At 35.1% G+C, this 19575-nt stretch carries 16 protein-coding genes; 12 read left to right on the forward strand and 4 right to left on the reverse strand.

What is annotated here, in order from left to right; all coding sequences use genetic code 11:
• Positions 1-28: 28 nt before the first annotated feature.
• Positions 29-919, reverse strand: coding sequence for a DUF72 domain-containing protein (locus DRF65_RS07640; RefSeq protein ID WP_115970167.1), 891 nt, complete (start codon positions 917-919; stop codon positions 29-31).
• Between the two features lie 207 nt (positions 920-1126).
• On the opposite strand from DRF65_RS07640, the gene DRF65_RS07645 reads away from it, so the two are divergent.
• Positions 1127-4330, forward strand: a complete 3204-nt coding sequence (locus tag DRF65_RS07645; RefSeq protein ID WP_115970233.1) for a TonB-dependent receptor — start codon at positions 1127-1129, stop codon at positions 4328-4330.
• Positions 4331-4562: 232 nt separating this feature from the next.
• Here DRF65_RS07645 and DRF65_RS07650 read toward each other — a convergent pair whose 3' ends face one another.
• The 3 genes from DRF65_RS07650 to DRF65_RS07660 all read right to left on the reverse strand — a co-directional run bounded on the left by DRF65_RS07650 (position 4563) and on the right by DRF65_RS07660 (position 7651).
• Entirely contained in the window at positions 4563-6221 is a 1659-nt protein-coding gene (locus DRF65_RS07650) for a ribonucleoside-diphosphate reductase subunit alpha (RefSeq protein WP_115970168.1), read from the reverse strand.
• A 56-nt stretch (positions 6222-6277) separates the two neighbouring features.
• Positions 6278-6568 carry a DUF1398 family protein gene (locus DRF65_RS07655; RefSeq protein ID WP_115970169.1) on the reverse strand — a complete coding sequence of 97 codons (291 nt, stop codon included), beginning with the start codon at positions 6566-6568 and terminating at the stop codon, positions 6278-6280.
• A gap of 108 nt (positions 6569-6676) precedes the next feature.
• On the reverse strand, positions 6677-7651 hold the full coding sequence (locus tag DRF65_RS07660; RefSeq protein ID WP_115970234.1) for a ribonucleotide-diphosphate reductase subunit beta: 975 nt from the start codon (positions 7649-7651) through the stop codon (positions 6677-6679).
• A gap of 423 nt (positions 7652-8074) precedes the next feature.
• Here DRF65_RS07660 and DRF65_RS07665 point away from each other — a divergent pair, with 423 nt between their 5' ends.
• From DRF65_RS07665 to glyA, 11 genes are all read left to right on the forward strand, one after another.
• Positions 8075-8764, forward strand: a complete 690-nt coding sequence (locus DRF65_RS07665; protein WP_115970170.1) for an ABC transporter ATP-binding protein — start codon at positions 8075-8077, stop codon at positions 8762-8764.
• An 85-nt stretch (positions 8765-8849) separates the two neighbouring features.
• On the forward strand, positions 8850-10082 hold the full coding sequence (locus tag DRF65_RS07670; protein WP_115970171.1) for an ABC transporter permease: 1233 nt from the start codon (positions 8850-8852) through the stop codon (positions 10080-10082).
• A 92-nt stretch (positions 10083-10174) separates the two neighbouring features.
• On the forward strand, positions 10175-11446 hold the full coding sequence (locus DRF65_RS07675) for an ABC transporter permease (protein WP_115970172.1): 1272 nt from the start codon (positions 10175-10177) through the stop codon (positions 11444-11446).
• 99 nt (positions 11447-11545) lie between these two features.
• A complete protein-coding gene (locus tag DRF65_RS07680; protein ID WP_185148458.1) occupies positions 11546-12757 on the forward strand; it encodes an efflux RND transporter periplasmic adaptor subunit in 1212 nt (403 codons plus the stop codon).
• 175 nt (positions 12758-12932) lie between these two features.
• Positions 12933-14450 (forward strand): glycosyltransferase family 39 protein, encoded by a 1518-nt coding sequence (locus DRF65_RS07685; RefSeq protein WP_115970174.1) that lies wholly within the window; start codon positions 12933-12935, stop codon positions 14448-14450.
• Positions 14451-14677: 227 nt separating this feature from the next.
• Positions 14678-15715 carry a cytochrome-c peroxidase gene (locus tag DRF65_RS07690; RefSeq protein ID WP_115970175.1) on the forward strand — a complete coding sequence of 346 codons (1038 nt, stop codon included), beginning with the start codon at positions 14678-14680 and terminating at the stop codon, positions 15713-15715.
• Between the two features lie 151 nt (positions 15716-15866).
• Positions 15867-16769, forward strand: coding sequence for an NAD(P)/FAD-dependent oxidoreductase (locus DRF65_RS07695; protein ID WP_115970176.1), 903 nt, complete (start codon positions 15867-15869; stop codon positions 16767-16769).
• A 92-nt stretch (positions 16770-16861) separates the two neighbouring features.
• Positions 16862-17188 (forward strand): ArsR/SmtB family transcription factor, encoded by a 327-nt coding sequence (locus DRF65_RS07700; protein ID WP_115970177.1) that lies wholly within the window; start codon positions 16862-16864, stop codon positions 17186-17188.
• Between the two features lie 59 nt (positions 17189-17247).
• Positions 17248-17721, forward strand: a complete 474-nt coding sequence (locus DRF65_RS07705) for a DUF6428 family protein (RefSeq protein ID WP_115970178.1) — start codon at positions 17248-17250, stop codon at positions 17719-17721.
• An 11-nt stretch (positions 17722-17732) separates the two neighbouring features.
• Entirely contained in the window at positions 17733-18149 is a 417-nt protein-coding gene (locus DRF65_RS07710; RefSeq protein ID WP_115970179.1) for an arsenate reductase ArsC, read from the forward strand.
• Positions 18150-18268: 119 nt separating this feature from the next.
• Positions 18269-19534: a serine hydroxymethyltransferase gene (gene glyA / locus DRF65_RS07715; protein ID WP_115970180.1), complete on the forward strand. Its 1266-nt coding sequence runs from the start codon at positions 18269-18271 to the stop codon at positions 19532-19534.
• Positions 19535-19575 lie beyond the last annotated feature (41 nt).

A 19575-nucleotide genomic window follows, 5' to 3' on the forward strand; every position in this document is an offset into this window, starting at 1 on the left:
ATTAAAATTAGTCTATTTAAAATTTTGACTAAAACAGGGTTCCTGTGCTTTCAGTAGCCATTTGCGGAATATGAATGTCTGTTTTCCATTCTTCATTCATTTGTTTGATGAAGTAAGCGGAAAGGAGGGGAGATGCTTTTTCAATATTCTGGTGAACAAAGAAATATAGATTTTGAAGACCTTCTTTCTTCCATTGGGAAAGATGTTTTAACCAATCATTCAGTCTTTCATAGTCACTTTCTGCATTGGCACCCACATAACGGATGAAGGCATTGGGGGTTGTAAGGCGCATATGAAGCATATCTCTTCTTCCTGCAGTATCTACAATGATATTTGTAATGTTATGGGCTTCAAAGAGCTCGCAGGTTGTATTCAGAATCTCCTCATCAGTAAACCATTCCGTATTTCTGAGTTCTATGGCAAGTGGAACTTCTTTAGGCCATTCCTTTACAAATTTTTCCAGTCTGTCATAATCTTTAGGTTTAAAGTTATCATGAAGCTGAAGGAAAGCCATTCCCAGTTTTTCATCAAAATTAATTATAGCTGATGCAAAATGAGTAACGGGATCTGTAACATCAATGAGTCTTCTGAAGTGAGAAACGGTATTGATGATTTTTGGAAAGAATTTGAAATTTTCAGGTGTTTTTTCTTTCCAGGTTTTCACCTGATCCGGAGTAGGCATTCCGTAAAAGGTTGCATTTAATTCAATGGAATTAAATTGAGTGGCATAATAGGTCAGTTCATCCTTGGTTCCTTTAGGATAGAATCCTTTAAGATCTGTTTTGTTCCATTTGGCACATCCGATAGAAATATTTTCCAGACCTTTTTTATTAAGGCTTAAAATTTCTTTGGTTCTGGAGTGATCTTTGGGAAGGGTGAAGTCTATTTTTGACGGGTCTTCTACTTGTCCGAATTTCATATTAAGCGATTTTAAACTTTAAAATTAAGCATTTTTTTGCTGTAATCTTCATGGAAAGACCGAAAAAAGATATCATAAATCCCTTGTGTGTATTAAGTTTTTTTTAAGGAAATGTTAAACTTTGTGTCACGCTATGTTAATTGTATGTTACCATACTTCATGTTTTATCAATCTAATTTTACGACAAGTTTTGTAGCATTAAAAATTATGAAGAAAAAATTGATTTGTGCTTTTGCTTTATTATCTTTTGGATTTGCATTTTCACAGGAAACCAGCTCTAGAATTTTTGGAAGATTAAAAGGAATTTCTTCTGAAGTTACGATAAAGGTAGTGCATGTCCCTACCAATAGTACCTTTGAAACTAAAAGTAATAGTAAAGGACAGTTTAGTTTAGATAATCTTCAACCGGGAGGGCCTTATAGAATTGAGATATATGATGGTTCACAGGTTATATATGAAAATCCTAATTTACAACTTTCTTTAGGAAGCAATGACTTGCCAATAGTAGAGATTGGCAGTAAAGAGAAGTCTATTGATGAGGTAAAGATTACTTCAAAAAAAGCTAACGTAAAATATGGAGTTGGGATCAGCCAGACGCAAATTTCAGGACTTCCAAATATTAACAGAGGAATTCAGGATGTTACCAAATTGGTTCCTCAAAGTGCCAATAACTCTTTTAATGGAACCAATTTTCGTTATAATAATGTGACAATTGATGGTTCTATCAATAATGATGCAATTGGTTTCAGTCCCTCATTAGGAGGTCAGACCAGTACTTCAGGGATGCCTGGAAGCAGTACTCGTTCTAATTCTATTAGCTTGGATGCTATTCAGGATGTGCAAGTGTATATTGCTCCTTATGATGTAAAGCTGGGAAATTTTCTTGGAGGAAGTATCAATGCGGTGACCCGAAGCGGAAGTAATGACGTAACAGGTTCCCTGTATGTGTATGGTAGAAATGCAGCAATCACAGGTAGAAACAGAGTAGGTGATAACTCCAAAATGCCAAGTGGTTTTTCCGATTTTATATATGGTGGTAGAGTGGGCCTGCCTATAGTAAAAGATAAGGTTTTCTTATTTACTAACCTGGAATATACCAAAAGGGTAGATCCGATATTTTATAATGCCAATGATCCTAATACACTGATAGATGAATCCGTTGCCCGGAAACTTTCAGATTTTGTACAGCAGAAATATGGATTCAATGTAGGAGGTTTTAATGGATATAATAATTTTTCTGAAAGTGCTAAGCTTTTTAATAAGTTAGATTGGAAAATCAATGATAAACATACTTTATCCATCAAAAATAATACAGTCTTTTCCCAGGCATCCAATCTTGAAAGGGATGGTGCTAATTTCAGATTTTCCAGTATGGATTTTGTGCAGAAAAATACAGCATCTACAACTACTCTTGAATTGAAAAGCCGTTTTAATGATCAATGGAACAACAATTTGGTGGTTGGGTATTCTTCTATTCATGATTATAGAGATCCCACTTCTGGTAATGCAATGTTTCCACAGGTTGAAATTACCCATAACGGTGGAACTATTTTGTTAGGAAATGACAGGGAGGCAACTGTCTTCAATATGAAACAGAAGACCTTCGAAATTACGAATAACCTAACTTATAAAACAGGGAATCATACCTTCTTGCTGGGAACTCACAATGAGTTATACAATATCAATTATGGTTTTGTAAATGCTTTAAATGGAAGGATATCTTATAAATCACTAAATGATTTTTATAATGGCACTCCTGCAAGAGTAAGAGGGACATATCCTTTTGGCGGAAACAGCAGACAGGATCTTTTTGACAATCCTTATGCTCAATATAAAGTAAACCTGCTTTCATTATATCTGCAGGATGAAATTAATTGGGGAAGAGTGAGACTTTCACCAGGGGTAAGAGTAGATTATACAGATTTACCTAACAAACCACAGCTTAGTCCGCTTGTAAACCAATCTCCTCAGGATTCTTATTTCGGAAATACTTACAACTATACTCCGTTGAGCCAGCTAACCAATAGTTATCTTAACAAGCCGACACTATCCCCAAGACTTGGATTTACCATTGATGTTACAGAAGACAGATCTATGGTATTAAGAGGAGGTTCCGGTATTTTTGTAGGAAGAATTCCGTTTGCATGGTTAGGATATGCTTATTATAATGATGGAGTTGGTTTTGGAAGTTACGATATCAATGGACCAACAACAGCACAGATTGCTCAGTACGGAGATCCATTGGTAGGAACTAATCTTCCGAATTGGCAGAATCCAAACAAAGATCCAAAATCCTCTAAAGTACAGGTTGACCTTATTGATAATAATTTTAAAATGCCAAGAGTCTGGAGAAGTTCCCTGGCATTCGATTATACTCTTGCAGGATATAAGTTGACATTGGAAGGTATTTATACGAAAGTATTGTATGATCTGAAATTTCAGCAGGTGAATAAAACAGATAATGTAACGTATTACAGCTATGATGTGAATCATGAAATGCCAATTTACACAACCAATATCAATAGCAAGTTTTCTAACGCCTACCTTTTATCCAATACAAAAGAGGGATATCGTTACAACCTGACGGCTCAGATTTCAAAATCATATAATTTTGGATTTAATTTCTTTGCAGCCTATACGTATGGTGATGCGAAAGATATTACGAATGGTATCAGAAACTCAATGGAAAGTAACTGGCAGATGAATCAATCGTTGACACCAAATGACCCTAAGTTGACAACTTCCAATTTTGCAATCAAGAACAGAATTGTAGCTAACCTTGGATATGCGTTTAATATTTCCAAATCCAACAGATTATCTACCAACGTATATTTTAATGCACAGTCAGGAAACCCTTTCTCATGGGGATTTATAAACAGTACAATTGCCAATACGGGACAGGCTGCGGGTCTTGCTTATATCTTTAAGGATGCTGCCGAAGCTGCAAAATATATTGTTCCTATAAAAGATGGATCAGGAAACGTAGTGGTAAGTACCCAGCAGCAGGTTGCTGATTATGAGAACTTCGTTAATAATAATGACTATCTGAAATCAAGAAGAGGGAAATTTACGGAAAGAAATGGAGATACAACGCCTTGGAATATTCAGGCAGATATCAGAATTATGGATGAGATCAGATTGAGCGAGAAATCTAAAAATAATATCCAGATCTCTCTAAGTATCATCAACTTTACTAACCTCTTGAATAAAGATTGGGGGAAAGTATACTTTGTACCTAATACGTTTAATTCTACAGCAAGTGTAGGACTTACTAAAACTGGAAATATAGCGGCAGGCCAACCTTCAGCCGGAGATCCTACTTATAACTTCAAAACGCCGGGATCAGCTTATACCATTGATCAGTTTGCATCAAGATTTCAGGCACAGGTGGGGGTGAGATATAATTTCTAAATGCTATTTTATTTTACTTCAATATAATTCTTTTTTATAGGCTCGGAATTTTTTCCGGGCCTTTTGTTTAAAAAATAGATACATTGCTTTGATTGGGAATGTAATCAATTTAAAATGACCCGAAACTTTCGGAGTGAATGTCTCTCAAGAGTTTTTTATATTTTGAGTTGCAAATAAAAAAGCACGCCTTACGACGTGCCTTTGCTAATATAGCGTGTTTATTATTTGTAGTCTATGCTTCGCAAGCTGAACATGTTACAAAGTTCACCATCATTTCTTTTGAAACGGAAGAACTTCTTTGGTAGTAAAGAGTTTTTACTCCTTTTTTCCAAGCTTCGATATAGAGATAGTTTACATCTTTTACAGGCATTGTAGAAGGAATCTGAAGGTTCAGAGACTGTGCCTGGTCAATATATTGCTGTCTTTGTGCAGCCTGGGAGATAACCTCCATCGGAGAGATTTCCTTGAACGTTTTGAATACAGCTTTTTCTTCTTCAGTTAATTCAGTTAGGTGTTGTACAGAACCATGATTTAACATGATCGTTCTCCAGGTTTCCTCATTATCCAATCCTTTTTCTTCTAATAATTTAGCCAGATATTTATTCTTACGCATAAAGTTTCCTTTTGCTAAACCTGCTTTATAATAATTAGATGCGAAAGGCTCAATTCCTGGAGAGGTCTGTCCTAAAATTGCAGAACTTGAAGTGGTAGGAGCAATGGCCATTGTAGTGGTATTTCTCAATCCATAACCTTTCAGTAATTCAGGTTCGCCATAAATATTGGCTAGCTCTCTTGAAGCCTGTTCTGCCTGTTCTTTAATATGTTTAAAAGCTCTTGCGTTAAACTGAGTTGCCTCAAAGCTTTCAAAAGGAATCATATTTTTCTGTAAATAGGAGTGGTATCCTAAAACACCTAACCCAAGAGCTCTGTGGCGCATAGCGAAGTTTCTAGCTCCTTGTAAATAATAATTCCCTTCAGTTTTTTCGATAAATTCTGATAAAACAGCATCTAAGAAATAAATAGCCAGTTTTACTGCATCCGTATCTTTCCACTCATCATATAATTCTAGGTTCATTGATGATAAACAGCAGATGAAAGATTCTTCTCTTGTAGATGGAAGCATAATTTCAGAACAAAGGTTACTTGCGTTAACAGGTAATCCTAAGTCTTTGTAAACCTGTGGTTTATTTCTATTTACGTTATCTGTAAAGAAAATATAAGGAAGACCTTTTTGCTGACGGCTTTCTAAAACTCTTGCCCAGATCTTACGTTTATCCATATCCCCATCAATCATATCCTGCATCCAGTAATCCGGAACACAAATTCCTGTGAATAGGTTTTGGATAGGGCTTCCAATATCTTTAATGGATAAAAATTCTTCAATATCACCATGGTCGATGTCCAGATAAGCAGCAAAAGCACCTCTTCTCACTCCTCCCTGAGAAACCACATCCATTGCTGTATCAAACAATTTCATGAAAGAAACCGCTCCTGAAGACTTACCATTATCTGTCACAGCAGTACCTCTGTTACGAAGTTCTCCGAAATATCCTGAAGTTCCGCCTCCGATCTTAGTCTGCATGATTACTTCACCCATTTTGTGAGTAATTCCTTCAATACTATCGGGAATGTGAACATTGAAACATGAGATAGGAAGACCTCTCTGTGTTCCCATATTAGCCCATACCGGTGAAGAGAAACTGATCCATCCTTTGGTGATCATTTCCTTGAATGCAGCTTGTAATTCAGGCTTATATAATTTTTTTGCGGCAGCGGTGGTGATTCTGTCAATGGCTCCGTCTACTGTTTCTCCTTTCAACAGATATCCTCTGTTTAGCATCTGTTCAGACTCTTCATTGAGCCACCATATATTTGAATTTTGCTCTTCCATAGATGTTATATTTTCGAATTCCAAAATGAGATAATCACTCAGGAATTTTGTATTTTTTATATTATTGATTGTAAAAATTCTACTTTGCGGGAACCGTTTAGTCCACTTTCATCTCTTAATTTTTGAAACTCTTTAAAAGATGGTATATTCAAAACCTCATGCTGAATTTCTTCATTGATGTAGTTAGAATAATGCACAAAGGTAACACCATCTTCCTTTACATACACCTTATATTCAAATATTGATTGATCCAGATTTTTAAAATCCTCTAAAAACTTTTGAATATTGGCTTTATTTGTAGGAACAAATTCAGGGTTTACGGTGTAGCTTACAATTACATTAATCATCTTTTATATTTGTGCTTATTAAGTCAACTGTGATTCTGTTTTTAATTGTATTATGGATGACATGATAATACAGTCTGTTTTGACGCTCGCTTCGCTCGCGCCCTTAAACTAAAACAAATCGTTTGCTGTAATACTCTTATCGTGTTTTGTATAATCTACTGGTCTTTTTGCGAAGAAATCATCCATAGAGTTGGCAAAAACCTCTTCTTCAAACCATTTCATAGGGCGGTATTCCTCAGGAGAAACATTATAGCGGGTTTCCATATTGATCTTCTTTAAACTGTCATCAACACGGTATTTCATAAAGTTCAATAGATCTTCTCTTGAGAAAACATTTAATTCTCCAAGCTCAAAGATCCAGTCTAAGATTTCTCCTTCCAATTCTATAGATTGGTCTACCAATGTGTAGATGTCTTCAATATCTGAATCTGTCAATAGGTCGGGTTGCTCCTCACGGATTTTATTGATTAGATAAATTCCTGCATTAGCGTGGATCTGCTCATCAATAGAAGTCCATGCAATAATATTGGAAACATTCTTCATATATCCTTTGAATCTTGTGAAAGAAAGGATGATGGCAAATTGTGAGAAAAGCGATACATTTTCAATAAGGATACTGAATAATAAAAGAGAAGAAACGTATTCTTTTGGTGTTGTAGAATTGGCGTGTTTAAGAACATTTGATAAGAAATCAATTCTCTTTTTTACGGCAGGAATTTCTATTACATTTGAAAATTCTTCATTATATCCCAACACTTCCAATAAACGGGAATAAGCTTCAGAATGTCGGAATTCACATTCTGCAAAAGTAGCTCCCAGTCCATTCAATTCAGGTTTTGGCATGTGGTTGTATAGGTTTCCCCAGAATGTCTTTACAGACACCTCGATCTGTGCAATGGCTAAAAGCGCATTTTTCACAGCATGCTTTTCATGTGGTTCCAACTGCGAATGAAAATCTTGTACATCTGCAGTAAAGTCCACTTCTGAATGTACCCAGAATGATTTGTTGATAGCTTCTACAAATTGCAGAACTTCCGGGTATTCAAATGGCTTATAGCTTACTCTCTTATCAAAAATTCCCATATTAAATATCTTTATAATTAAATAATTCAGATCTCTGTGGATAATGTTCAGAATAAGTGTAACTTTTTGTTTTTGTGATGGTTGTGAATTTAAGTTATTCACACTGTAAGTTTTCTTTTCTGAGCAAAATCTAATGACAAAGTTCGAAAAAAAGAACTGATTTTGAAAGAGGTAAATACTAATAGGCTGACTTTTAGCTGTAAAAGTTTTCCACATTTACATGAAACTGGCACAGATAATAGGCTAGAAGGCAATATAGGGGATAAATACATGGAAAACTTAAGTTACAGTTAAACAAAATTTATTAACCTGCTTTAAATAAAGGATTAAAGGGTTAAACAAAAAAATATTTGAATAAATTTTCAATCTTGTAACAATTTGAAATTATCATCTACTTATTGGGTATAAAACATACATCACTTAATGTTAGTAATTCAGGATTTACATAAGTCATACGATACAGGGAAAAGTAAACTTCATGTTTTGAAGGGGATCAATCTGAATATTTCAGAAGGAGAGTTTGTTTCCATTATGGGAAGTTCGGGTTCCGGAAAGTCTACCCTTCTTAATATCATTGGGATTCTTGATGAAAAAGATTCAGGAACCTATGAATTGGATGGTGTTCCTATTGAGCATTTATCAGAAGTGAAAGCGGCAGAATACAGAAGTAAGTTTTTAGGGTTTATTTTTCAATCCTTTAATCTTATCAGCTATAAGACAGCTCTGGAAAATGTAGCACTTCCTCTATACTATCAGAACGTACCGAGAAAAGAAAGAAATCAGAAAGCCATGGAATATCTGGAGAAAGTAGGTCTTGCACAATGGGCCAATCACCTTCCCAATGAACTTTCAGGAGGACAGAAACAAAGGGTAGCCATTGCAAGGGCTCTTATCACAGATCCGAAAGTGGTATTGGCAGATGAACCTACCGGAGCATTGGATTCCAAAACGACCCATGATATTATGAAGCTTCTTCAGGATATTAACAATGAAGGAAAAACTATCATTGTGGTAACCCACGAACCGGATGTAGCCGCACAGACAAAAAGAAACGTAGTCCTGAAGGACGGTATCATTGAAAGTGATGAGTTTATTAAGCAGATTGTACTTTAGACAATTTGAAAATTTGGAAATGAGATAATTTGAAAATTGAATGACTTTATTCTTTTAATTTTTCAATCTTTTAATATTAATAAAAATGTTTGACCTAGATCGTTGGCAGGAAATATTCAGTTCTATCCGTAGTAATGTACTTCGGACGGTACTTTCGGGATTTACGGTAGCCTTGGGACTGTTTATTTTTATTGTTCTTTTTGGAATAGGAAAAGGGCTTCAGAATGCTTTCTCGGAAGGATTTGCAGGAGATGCCAAAAACCTGATTACCATTTATACAGGAAAAACTACCTTAGCTTATAAAGGATTACAATCCGATAGAAATGTTAGTATGAACAATGATGACTACGATTTTCTTGTCAATGCAGATAAAGAAAATGTAGGAGCATCCAGTCCAAGATATGCGACCAATTTAATGGTCAAATATGGCAAAGAAAGTGGACTTTATCAGGTACATGGTGCAGAGCCGGGAGAACAGGTTATTGAAAACAGAAAGCTAGTTGATGGACGTTACATTAATTCTTTCGACTTAGCCAGAAAACAGAATGTAGCGGTTATCGGAAGAATGGTTCAGAGAGACCTTATTAAAAATGGAGGTTCTATCGGGAAAGAGCTGGATATTAACGGAACAATGTTTAAAGTTGTTGGGGTATTTTCAGATGATGGCGGGGACAGAGATGAAAGACACATTACCGTACCCATTACCACTTTACAGCAGATGAAAAAAGGGTCTGATACCGTGAATACGGTTTATATAGCCTATAATGATAAACTGCTCAACCCTCAGGATGCAATCAAGTATGGAGACGAGCTGAGAGATAAACTGAAAGCAAGGAAAAATGTTTCTCCTGATGACGAAAATGGAGTTCGTGTATGGAATAATGCCAAGAATATGAATGATACATTCACCTTTATGGCGGTTCTTACTGCAATCGTAGGGTTTATTGGACTGGGAACATTATTAGCGGGAATTATCGGGATCAGTAATATCATGGTTTATATTGTAAAAGAAAGAACCAAGGAAATCGGAGTACGAAAAGCTATTGGAGCGAAACCGGCAGGAATTGTTGCCCTGATTGTTCAAGAAAGTGTCGTGATTACTGTAGTCTCCGGATTTGTGGGGATAGGAGTGGGTGTTTTAACATTAAGCCTGATTGGTGACAGCCTTGAAGAATTCTTCATTAAAAGTCCGAGTGTAGGTTGGGGATCCATCTTTATGGCATTTATAGCATTAGTTTTCTCCGGATTGATCGCAGGGTTTGTTCCGGCATACAGAGCTTCAAGAATTAAACCGATTGAAGCATTGAGAACAGAATAGTAATTGAAAATAAGATAATCTGTAAATGTAGTAATGACAGCTATTTGCTTATTTACTCTTTTACAACTATTAATAATTTATAATTCAGAAAGGTGAATATCATATTTAAAAAAGATACTTGGCAGGAGATCTATTATTCATTGAGAAATAATAAGCTCCGAACATTTCTTACCATGATTGGGGTAGGATGGGGCATGTTTTTATATGTGAGCCTTCTTGGGGCAGCAAAAGGGATGGAGAATGGTTTTGATAAGTTGTTTTCCGGGTTTGCTACCAATTCCATTTTCCTGTGGGCACAGAAAACATCTATTCCGTATGAAGGGTTTCCGAAGGGAAGAGATGTTCATTTGAACTTACCGGATATGGAAATGCTGAAAAGAAAAGTAATCGATATTGATTATATATCACCTCAGAATGCAAGAGGAAGTTTTACAGGAACACCTGGGGAATCTATGTCAAGAAACGGGAAAAGTGCTACTTATTCTTTGACGGGAGATTATTCTGTAGGAAACAAGATTTCAGAAAAGAAGCTGATTTTCGGACGTTATATCAACGATGCAGATGTTTCCGGTAACAAAAATGTGGTAGTGATCGGAGAAGAGATTTATAAAAACTTTTTTGATTCCAAGAAAAAAGAAGATCCTATAGGGCAGTCTATCAATATAAAAGGAATATTCTTCAATGTAATTGGTGTTTTCAGAGTAAAAAAAGGAGGTGGTTTTGAAAATGATCAAACAGCATTTATTCCACTATCCACTTATACTAAGATGTACAATGCGGGAGAGCAGATTGATATGTTTGCTATTGTCAGTAAACCTAATGCCAACGTTAATGGAGTAGAAGAAGAAGTAAAGCAGGTTTTGAAGGTGAAAAATAAAATTTCCCCTGAAGATACCAATGCTTTTGGAAGTTTCAACTTAGGAAAAGAGTTTAAAAAACTGACAGGTTTCCTTACAGGGATGCAGCTTTTAACCATTATTGTTGGAACATTAACGATCCTGGCAGGAGTTATTGCCATTTCAAACATTCTTTTGATTACTGTAAAAGAAAGGACAAAAGAAATAGGCATCAGAAGAGCATTGGGAGCCAAGCCTGCTGAGGTAAGAAATCAGATCCTGCTGGAAAGTGTTGTGATTACACTCTCTTCCGGGTTGCTGGGATTTATGTTTGGAATCTTTGTGCTGATGATCTTAAATATGGCCACGCAGGGGCAGGACTCGTTTCCTTTCTATAATCCAACGGTAAACTACGGAAATGTATTTGCTGCCATGGCTGTAATGGTTATATTAGGATTGATTATTGGGATGATCCCTGCGCAGAGAGCAGTGAAAATCAGGCCGATTGAAGCATTAAGAACAGAATAATAATTTGAAAATCAAATAATTTGAGTATTTAAAAATATAAAAGTATCATCTTGTAATTTTTAAATCATTCAATCTTTTAATAAAAAATAAACTATACATATGAAAAAGAAATTCACTTGGAAAAAAGCCATTTATATTGTATTGGGGCTTTTATTTGCAGTGGCATTGTTCTCAGGGATCGGTTATCTGGTAAAATCGAATTCCCAAGAAGGCGAGGCTTTCCTTACCCGTAAACCCAGTATTCAGAATATGGATGATAAGGTAATGGCCACCGGAAAAATTGTTCCAAAGGAAGAAATTGAAATTAAGCCCAATATTACAGGGATTATCGATAAAATTTTAGTAAAAGAAGGAGATAAAGTAGAAGTAGGCCAACTCATTGCTACTGTGAAAATTGTACCAAGTATTTCCGAAGTAAACGCTGCTCAGCAGGAAGTTCAGAATGCACAGATTCAGATCAGCAATGCGCAGATGAATGTAGGCAATATGCAGAAGCAGTTTGAAATGCAGGATAAACTGTATAAGCAGGGAGTAGCTTCTAAACAGGAGTTTCTTAATGCCCAGCAGCAGCTTTTCTCTCAGCAGCAAACTCTTAAAAATTCTCAGCAACAGCTGAATACAGCCCAGAAAAGATTACAGATTGCGAAAACCGGTGCTACTCCTGAACTTCAGGGTCAAGGTCTGGCTACCACGCAAATCCGTTCCAAAGCTTCAGGAACAGTTCTTGAGGTTCCTGTAAAATTAGGAAGCCAGGTAATTGAAGCGAATAACTTTAATGCCGGAACAACAATCTGTTCCGTAGCAGATCTGAATTCTCTGATCTTTAAAGGAGAGATTGATGAAGCTCAGGCTGGAAAATTAAAGCAGGGTATGGATATGAACATTGTAATTGGTGCTTTACAAAACAAAACTTTCCCTGGAAAACTGACCATGATTGCTCCAAAAGGAAAAGATAATGTAGGAACAATCAAGTTCCCAGTTGAAGGTAACGTAGAAAACCCTAACAATGAATATATCAGAGCAGGATTCTCTGCTAACGGAGAAATTGTATTAAGCTCTCAGAAAAATGCATTATTACTGGACGAATCTTTAGTTCAGTATGAAAAAAAGCAAGGGAAAGATGTTCCTTTTGTAGAAGTAAAGCAGAAAGACGGAAAGTTTAAAAAAGTATATTTAAAACTTGGAGCTAGTGACGGAATTAATGTTCAGGTTCTTCCGGGATCTAATATTACCAAAGATTCTGAAATAAAAGTTTGGAACCCGTCAGATAAAGACAAAGAAGAATTGAAAGAAAAATCAAAAGCAAAATAATAAACTACACTATACATTTTAAACTGTTAGATCCCGGAGATATATTCTTCGGGATTTTTTATAGAATAGTAAAGGTATCATATCTCCCAGCATATAGTTTCTAATATTTTTTCATCTTCAAAATGTAATAGATCAGAAGTTTAAAATGTCTTATTTTTAGTTTTAAAATATAGCCATGAAGAAAAGCAGCCTTATTCTTATTATTTTTATCATCGTCAAATTTATTCTTCAATATTCGCTGATAAGTCCTGAATACGACCTGCAACGAGATGAATATTTACATTTGGACCAGGGGAATCATCTTGCCTGGGGCTATATTTCCGTTCCTCCTGTAAGTTCATGGATATCATGGCTGATAAAGGCATTCGGTGATTCTGTATTTTGGATTAAATTTTTTCCGGCTTTATTCGGAGCATTGACAATGGTTGTTGTCTGGAAAGCTATTGAAGAATTAAAAGGTGGCCTTTTTGCTTGTCTTCTTGCATCATTGGGAATGTTGTTTTCCTCATTACTTCGTTTGAACATGTTGTATCAACCCAATTCATTAGATGTTCTTTTGTGGACTTCCTTTTTCTATATTCTGATAAAATATGTCAATACTGAAAAAATAAGTTGGCTCTATTGGGGTGGTTTCATTTTCGCGATTGGAATTTTGAATAAATACAATATCGTTTTTCTTGCATTAGGATTTATTCCAGCTCTTTTAATGACTAAGCAAAGAAAGATTTTTGCAAATCCTCATACATATGGTGCTTCACTTTTAGCCCTAGTGATTATTTTTCCCAATCTCATCTGGCAGTATAATAATAATTTTCCGGTAGTTCATCACATGAAAGAGCTTTCCGAATATCAGTTAGTAAATGTCAATAGGTTTGACTTTTTGAAATCTCAGTTTTTATTCTTTATCGGGGTAACTTTTGTTATTCTGTTTGGTTTTTATGCTTTGTTGTTTTATAAATCTTTCGAAAAAATTAGGTTTTTCTTTTGGGGATATATGATCACCATATCTGTATTTATGTTTTTTAGAGCAAAAGACTATTATGCTGTAGGTATTTACCCTATTTATATAGGTTTCGGGGCTGTTTACCTTGAGGAAATTTTAAAAAGCGGATGGAAGAGGTTTCTCAAACCTATTTGTATTTTACATCCTATCCTTTTGTTTTTGCCAATATACAATCTAGCATTTCCTAATAAACCTCCGGAATCTATAGTTCAGAATCCAGATTCTTATAAGAAATTTGGACTCTTGCGTTGGGAAGATGGTAAAGATCATTCTTTACCTCAGGATTTTGCAGACATGCTGGGCTGGAAAGAATTAGCTCAAAAAGTAGATAAAGAATATTCTAGACTGTCAAAATCCGGAAATACCTTAGTGCTTTGTGATAATTATGGGCAGGCAGGAGCTATTAATTTTTATTCAAAAAAAGGAGTGAAGGCCGTTTCATTCAACGCAGATTATATCAATTGGATGGATTTAAGTAAGAAGTATAAAAATCTGATTAGAGTTAAAGATACTCCAGAAAATGAACTCCAAAAAACCGGAGCTTTTTTCAATTATTCGATACTGGCGGATTCTGTCACTAATCCATATGCAAGAGAAAAAGGAACTGTTATTTTTAGTTTTGAAGATGCAAAAATTGACATACGCAGAAGACTTCAGAATGAAATAGATGAAGTGAAAAGTAGAAATTAACGAACATATAGCTGTAGTTGAGTCTAATAGGTTTAAGAGATTTGAAAAAAAAATGCTCAAGTCAGGTTAATTTTTAGAATAGTTTATTCTTGAGGTTTATGATTAATGAATGTTGTTGAGAATAGTATGTTTTATATATTATTTATTTCTGATTTGTTATATCCTTTAGTTTTGATTTAATATTGTGAATAGGTTTTATTATTTTTAATTTCCCCTAAAAACATAATATGAAAAATTTAATTTTAATATTGGGCCTTCTGATATTATTTTCATGCCAGGGAAATAAAGAGAAGACAGAAACCGATATTCCTTTAATTCCAATGTTTACCGAGTTGCAAAATAAAGCAAAAGCTATATTTGGTGCTTTACCTGGCTTCGTAGATAATCCAATCAGTCCTATAAGTGACGAAAAAGTACTATTGGGAAAAGCATTGTATTTTGATCCTATCCTTTCGAAGAATGGAACCCAAAGTTGTAATACATGCCATAATCTAAACACCTATGGAGTGGATAATAAAGCTTTTTCTCCTGGAGACGCTAAAGGATCTGTAGGAGTAAGGAATTCACCTTCTACTTTGAATGCAGCGCTTCATACAGCACAATTTTGGGACGGAAGAGCAAAGTCTCTTGAGGAACAAGCTGGCAAGCCTATCCTAAATCCTATAGAAATGGGAATTCCTGATGAAAATTTTGTAATTGAAAGACTTAAGAAAAACGAAAAGTACCAAAAAATGTTTGCTACTGCTTTTCCAAAGGATAAGAGTCCTATCAATTGGGATAATCTTACCAACGCAATTGGAGCATTTGAAAGAAAGTTAATAACTCCTTCCCGTTTTGATAAATACATTGAGGGAGATAATAATGCTTTAACAGATAAAGAAAAACTTGGACTTCAAAACTTTATTGATGTTGGATGTATTACTTGTCATACTGGTCCGGCTTTAGGAGGTAATTCTTTTCAGAAATTCGGAGTATATAAAGAATATTGGAAGGAAACTAAAAGTACTAAAATTGATGAAGGTAAGTCGGCTATTAGTAAAAATGAAGCCGAAAAATATATGTTTAAAGTTCCTTCTTTGAGAAATGTTACTAAAACCTCACCTTATTTTCATGATGGAAGCGTGACAGATTTGAAGGAAGTCATCAGAATAATGGGAAAAATACAATTAGATAAAGAATTAACATCAGAGCAAGTCGATAATATATATGCTTTTTTTGAATCATTAACAGGTGAAGTTAATCCTGAATTAGCAAAAGCACCCTAATCTTTTGAATAGATATTTTGTTAAAAAATGATTCCTGAATTCAGATGTTCAGGAATCATTTTTATTTATTAATTATTTAATGCAATAAAGTTGCGTTAAGTAATTTTTATTGTAATTTTGTATATCAATAAATTATATCTCAACAGAAAGTATGCAAAATAAAAAAATGGATGTTATTATCATAGGAGGAAGCTACTCCGGATTATCTGCAGCAATGGCATTGGGTAGATCTTTGAGAAACGTGTTGATTATAGATCACGGAAAGCCATGTAACAGACAGACTCCGCATTCCCATAATTTTATTACCCATGATGGAAAAACTCCAAAAGAAATCAGAGAACTAGCGAAAAAGGATGTAGAACAATATAAGACGGTACAGGTTTATGAAGGTGAAGCTAAGAAAATAGAAAAAAATGGAGATGTCTTTTGTGTTGAGTTGTTTTCCGGTGATGAGTTTTATGCTAAAAAGATTATTCTGGCTTCCGGAGTAAAAGATATGATGCCGGATATTCCAGGATTTTCAGAATGTTGGGGGATTTCAGTAATCCATTGTCCCTACTGTCATGGTTATGAAGTAAGAAATGAGATAACAGGCATTTTAGCAGACGGTGACTTAGCTTTTGAATTTTCAAAGTTGGTCTTTAATTTGACAAAAGAGCTCACCTTATTCACTAATGGGAAAACAAAGCTTACTCATGAGCAGGTTGAAAAGTTAAAACAGAATAAGATCAATCTTAATGAAGAAGAAATAGAGAAGATTGAACATGAAAATGGGTATATTCAAAAAATAATTTTCAAGGATGGTAGCGTTGCACCTTTAAAAGCCTTGTATGCAAAAATCCCTTTTGAGCAGAATGTTGATGTGTCAGAATTAGGCTGTGAGCTAACAGAATATGGGTTTATCAAAGCCGATTTTATGCAGAAAACGTCTGTTCCCGGAGTTTTCGCTTGTGGAGATAATGTAATGATGATGAGGTCTGTAGCCAATGCCGTTGCACAGGGTAATTTAACAGGAGCTGTTATGAATAAAGAGCTTTCTGAAGAAGAATTCTAAATAGATAAAAATCACTTATTTCTCTTTGTAAAATATGATAAAAAATTTGGTAATAAAATTTATTATTGTAATATTGCGATATGGTTTGAATTATGGGAGCTACAAAAACAGATTTTTTTACAGAAGAACAAAATAGAATAGCCCTGATAGCAAAAGCACTGGGACATCCTGCAAGAATTGCTATTATAGAGTATTTGCTTAAAGTAAACGAATGCATCTGCGGAGATATTGTTAATGAACTGCCTCTTGCTCAGCCTACTGTTTCCCAGCACCTGAAAGAATTAAAAAATGCTGGTCTTATCAAAGGGAATATTGAAGGCAATTCAATATGTTATTGTATTGACGAAAAAGTTTTTGAAGATCTGAATGACTATTTCTCAAATATTATTTCAACCGTAAAAAAAAGAAAATGTTGTTAGACATTTTTTTATATAAGTATATCGCAATATTGCATTATAACAATTTAAAATATTTAATTATGAAACTGTCTAAAATCAAAAGCATCTTGCCAAATCTGGAAAATGTAGCATTTCAATTAGAAAACGGAACATGGGTTCCCGAACATTTTCACGTAACAGAAGTAGGAGTGGTTACCAAGAATTTCATCGATTGTGGCGGAGTCGTCAGAAAAGAAGAAAAAGTAAATTTTCAGCTTTGGAATGCCGATGATTATGAGCATCGCCTGAAGTCCGGAAAACTTTTACACATCATTCACCTTTCCGAAGAAAAGTTAGGCATTGGCGATTTTGAAATTGAAGTGGAGTATCAGGATAATACCATAGGAAAATATAATCTGGAATTCAATGGAGAAAATTTTGTGTTGAAAAATAAATTAACAGCCTGTTTAGCTACAGATGCATGCGGAATTCCGCCTCAGAAACAAAAATTAAGCTTAAGTGAATTAACAATGAATCAAAATTCAGGTTGTACACCAGGTTCAGGTTGTTGTTAATATTGGAAGTAATGAAAACTAAAATATTAGTTCTTTGCACCGGAAATAGCTGTAGAAGCCAGATAGCAGAAGGATATCTGAAATACTTTGCTAAAAATAAAGCAGAAATCTATAGTGCAGGTATTGAAACACATGGATTAAATCCAGGAGCCGTTAAAACCATGTCAGAGGATGGTATTGATATTTCCGGACACACTTCAAACGCGATTGATGAGTATCAGGATATCAACTTTGATTATGTAATCACGGTCTGTGATCATGCTAAAGAAAATTGTCCTTACTTTCCTTCAAAAGCACAGCCATTTCATCATAATTTTCAGGACCCAGCTAAAGCATCAGGAACACCAGAAGAAATCAGTCAGGAATTCAGAAGAGTACGTGATCAGATAAAAAATTACTGTAGACAGTTTATTGAAGAAAATTTATAAATAGGCAATCCTTTACCGCTTTTATGAACAATCAGGTCTAAAATCATATTTTTTGATGCCAAAATCTCAACGAAAAATCCGTACATTTGGGGTGAAAAATTTCAAAAACTAAAAGTAAAATGGATATTATTTTTGACCTGATTGAAAAGGAAAGACAAAGACAAGCCCATGGATTAGAGCTTATCGCATCGGAAAATTTTGTTTCTGAAAATGTGATGAAAGCAATGGGAAGTGTACTTACAAATAAATATGCTGAAGGGTATCCCGGAAAAAGATATTACGGAGGATGTGAAGTTGTGGATGAGGTTGAAACTTTAGCCATCAATAGAGCAAAAGAACTTTTTGGAGTAGATTATGTAAACGTTCAGCCGCATTCCGGATCTCAGGCAAATGCAGCCATATATCTTGCCGTTTTGAAACCAGGAGATAAAATCATGGGAATGGATCTTTCAATGGGAGGACACCTTACCCACGGTTCTGCAGTAAACTTCTCAGGAATTCAGTATGAAGTAGTTTCTTACGGAGTAGAAAGAGAAACGGGGCTTATCGACTACAACCAAATGAGAGAAGTTGCTCTAAGAGAAAGACCAAAAATGTTGATCGCTGGATTCTCTGCTTATTCAAGAGATCTTGATTATGCTAAATACAGAGAGATTGCAGATGAAATCGGAGCAACGCTTTGGGCTGATATTGCTCACCCTGCAGGATTGGTTGCAAAAGGATTATTAAATTCACCATTTGAACACTGTCACGTAGTAACCACGACTACTCATAAGACTTTAAGAGGTCCAAGAGGAGGAATGATCATGATGGGTAAAGACTTTGAAAATACCTATGGTCATAAAACTCCAAAAGGAGAAACAAAAATGATGAGCCAGGTATTGGATGGAGCTGTATTCCCTGGAATTCAGGGAGGTCCGCTAGAGCATGTAATTGCCGGTAAGGCTGTAGCTTTCGGAGAAGCTTTGGATGGCCAGTTTGAAACTTATGCAAAACAGGTTAGAGCTAATGCTCAGGCATTATCAAAAGCAATGATCGACAAAGGATTTGATATCGTGAGCGGAGGTACAGATAACCACTTAATGTTGGTAGACCTTAGAAATAAAGGCGTAAACGGTAAGGAAACAGAAAAAGCATTAGTACTTGCTGATATTACATGTAACAAAAACATGGTTCCTTTTGATGATAAGTCTCCATTTACAACATCTGGTATCAGATTAGGAACAGCTGCTATTACAACAAGAGGGCTTAAAGAAAATGATATGGAAACTATTGCAGGATTAATCTCTGAAGTAGTAGATAATATCAAAAATGAAGAAGTTCTTGCATCGGTAAGAAAGAAAGTAAATGAATTAATGGAAGGAAAAGCATTGTTCAACTACTAATATAAAATATAATATAGTATAAAGAATGGGCGGAAGCTCAT

The sequence above is a fragment of the Chryseobacterium pennae genome, from assembly GCF_003385515.1.
In the GTDB taxonomy this organism is placed as follows: domain Bacteria; phylum Bacteroidota; class Bacteroidia; order Flavobacteriales; family Weeksellaceae; genus Chryseobacterium; species Chryseobacterium pennae.

Coding starts and splice junctions, on each gene's coding strand:
- DRF65_RS07640 (WP_115970167.1), bottom strand. CDS start 919: ATGAAATTCGGACAAGTAGAAGACCCGTCAAAAATAGACTTCACCCTT.
- DRF65_RS07645 (WP_115970233.1), top strand. CDS start 1,127: ATGAAGAAAAAATTGATTTGTGCTTTTGCTTTATTATCTTTTGGATTT.
- DRF65_RS07650 (WP_115970168.1), bottom strand. CDS start 6,221: ATGGAAGAGCAAAATTCAAATATATGGTGGCTCAATGAAGAGTCTGAA.
- DRF65_RS07655 (WP_115970169.1), bottom strand. CDS start 6,568: ATGATTAATGTAATTGTAAGCTACACCGTAAACCCTGAATTTGTTCCT.
- DRF65_RS07660 (WP_115970234.1), bottom strand. CDS start 7,651: ATGGGAATTTTTGATAAGAGAGTAAGCTATAAGCCATTTGAATACCCG.
- DRF65_RS07665 (WP_115970170.1), top strand. CDS start 8,075: ATGTTAGTAATTCAGGATTTACATAAGTCATACGATACAGGGAAAAGT.
- DRF65_RS07670 (WP_115970171.1), top strand. CDS start 8,850: ATGTTTGACCTAGATCGTTGGCAGGAAATATTCAGTTCTATCCGTAGT.
- DRF65_RS07680 (WP_185148458.1), top strand. CDS start 11,546: ATGAAAAAGAAATTCACTTGGAAAAAAGCCATTTATATTGTATTGGGG.
- DRF65_RS07685 (WP_115970174.1), top strand. CDS start 12,933: ATGAAGAAAAGCAGCCTTATTCTTATTATTTTTATCATCGTCAAATTT.
- DRF65_RS07690 (WP_115970175.1), top strand. CDS start 14,678: ATGAAAAATTTAATTTTAATATTGGGCCTTCTGATATTATTTTCATGC.
- DRF65_RS07695 (WP_115970176.1), top strand. CDS start 15,867: ATGCAAAATAAAAAAATGGATGTTATTATCATAGGAGGAAGCTACTCC.
- DRF65_RS07700 (WP_115970177.1), top strand. CDS start 16,862: ATGGGAGCTACAAAAACAGATTTTTTTACAGAAGAACAAAATAGAATA.
- DRF65_RS07705 (WP_115970178.1), top strand. CDS start 17,248: ATGAAACTGTCTAAAATCAAAAGCATCTTGCCAAATCTGGAAAATGTA.
- DRF65_RS07710 (WP_115970179.1), top strand. CDS start 17,733: ATGAAAACTAAAATATTAGTTCTTTGCACCGGAAATAGCTGTAGAAGC.
- glyA (WP_115970180.1), top strand. CDS start 18,269: ATGGATATTATTTTTGACCTGATTGAAAAGGAAAGACAAAGACAAGCC.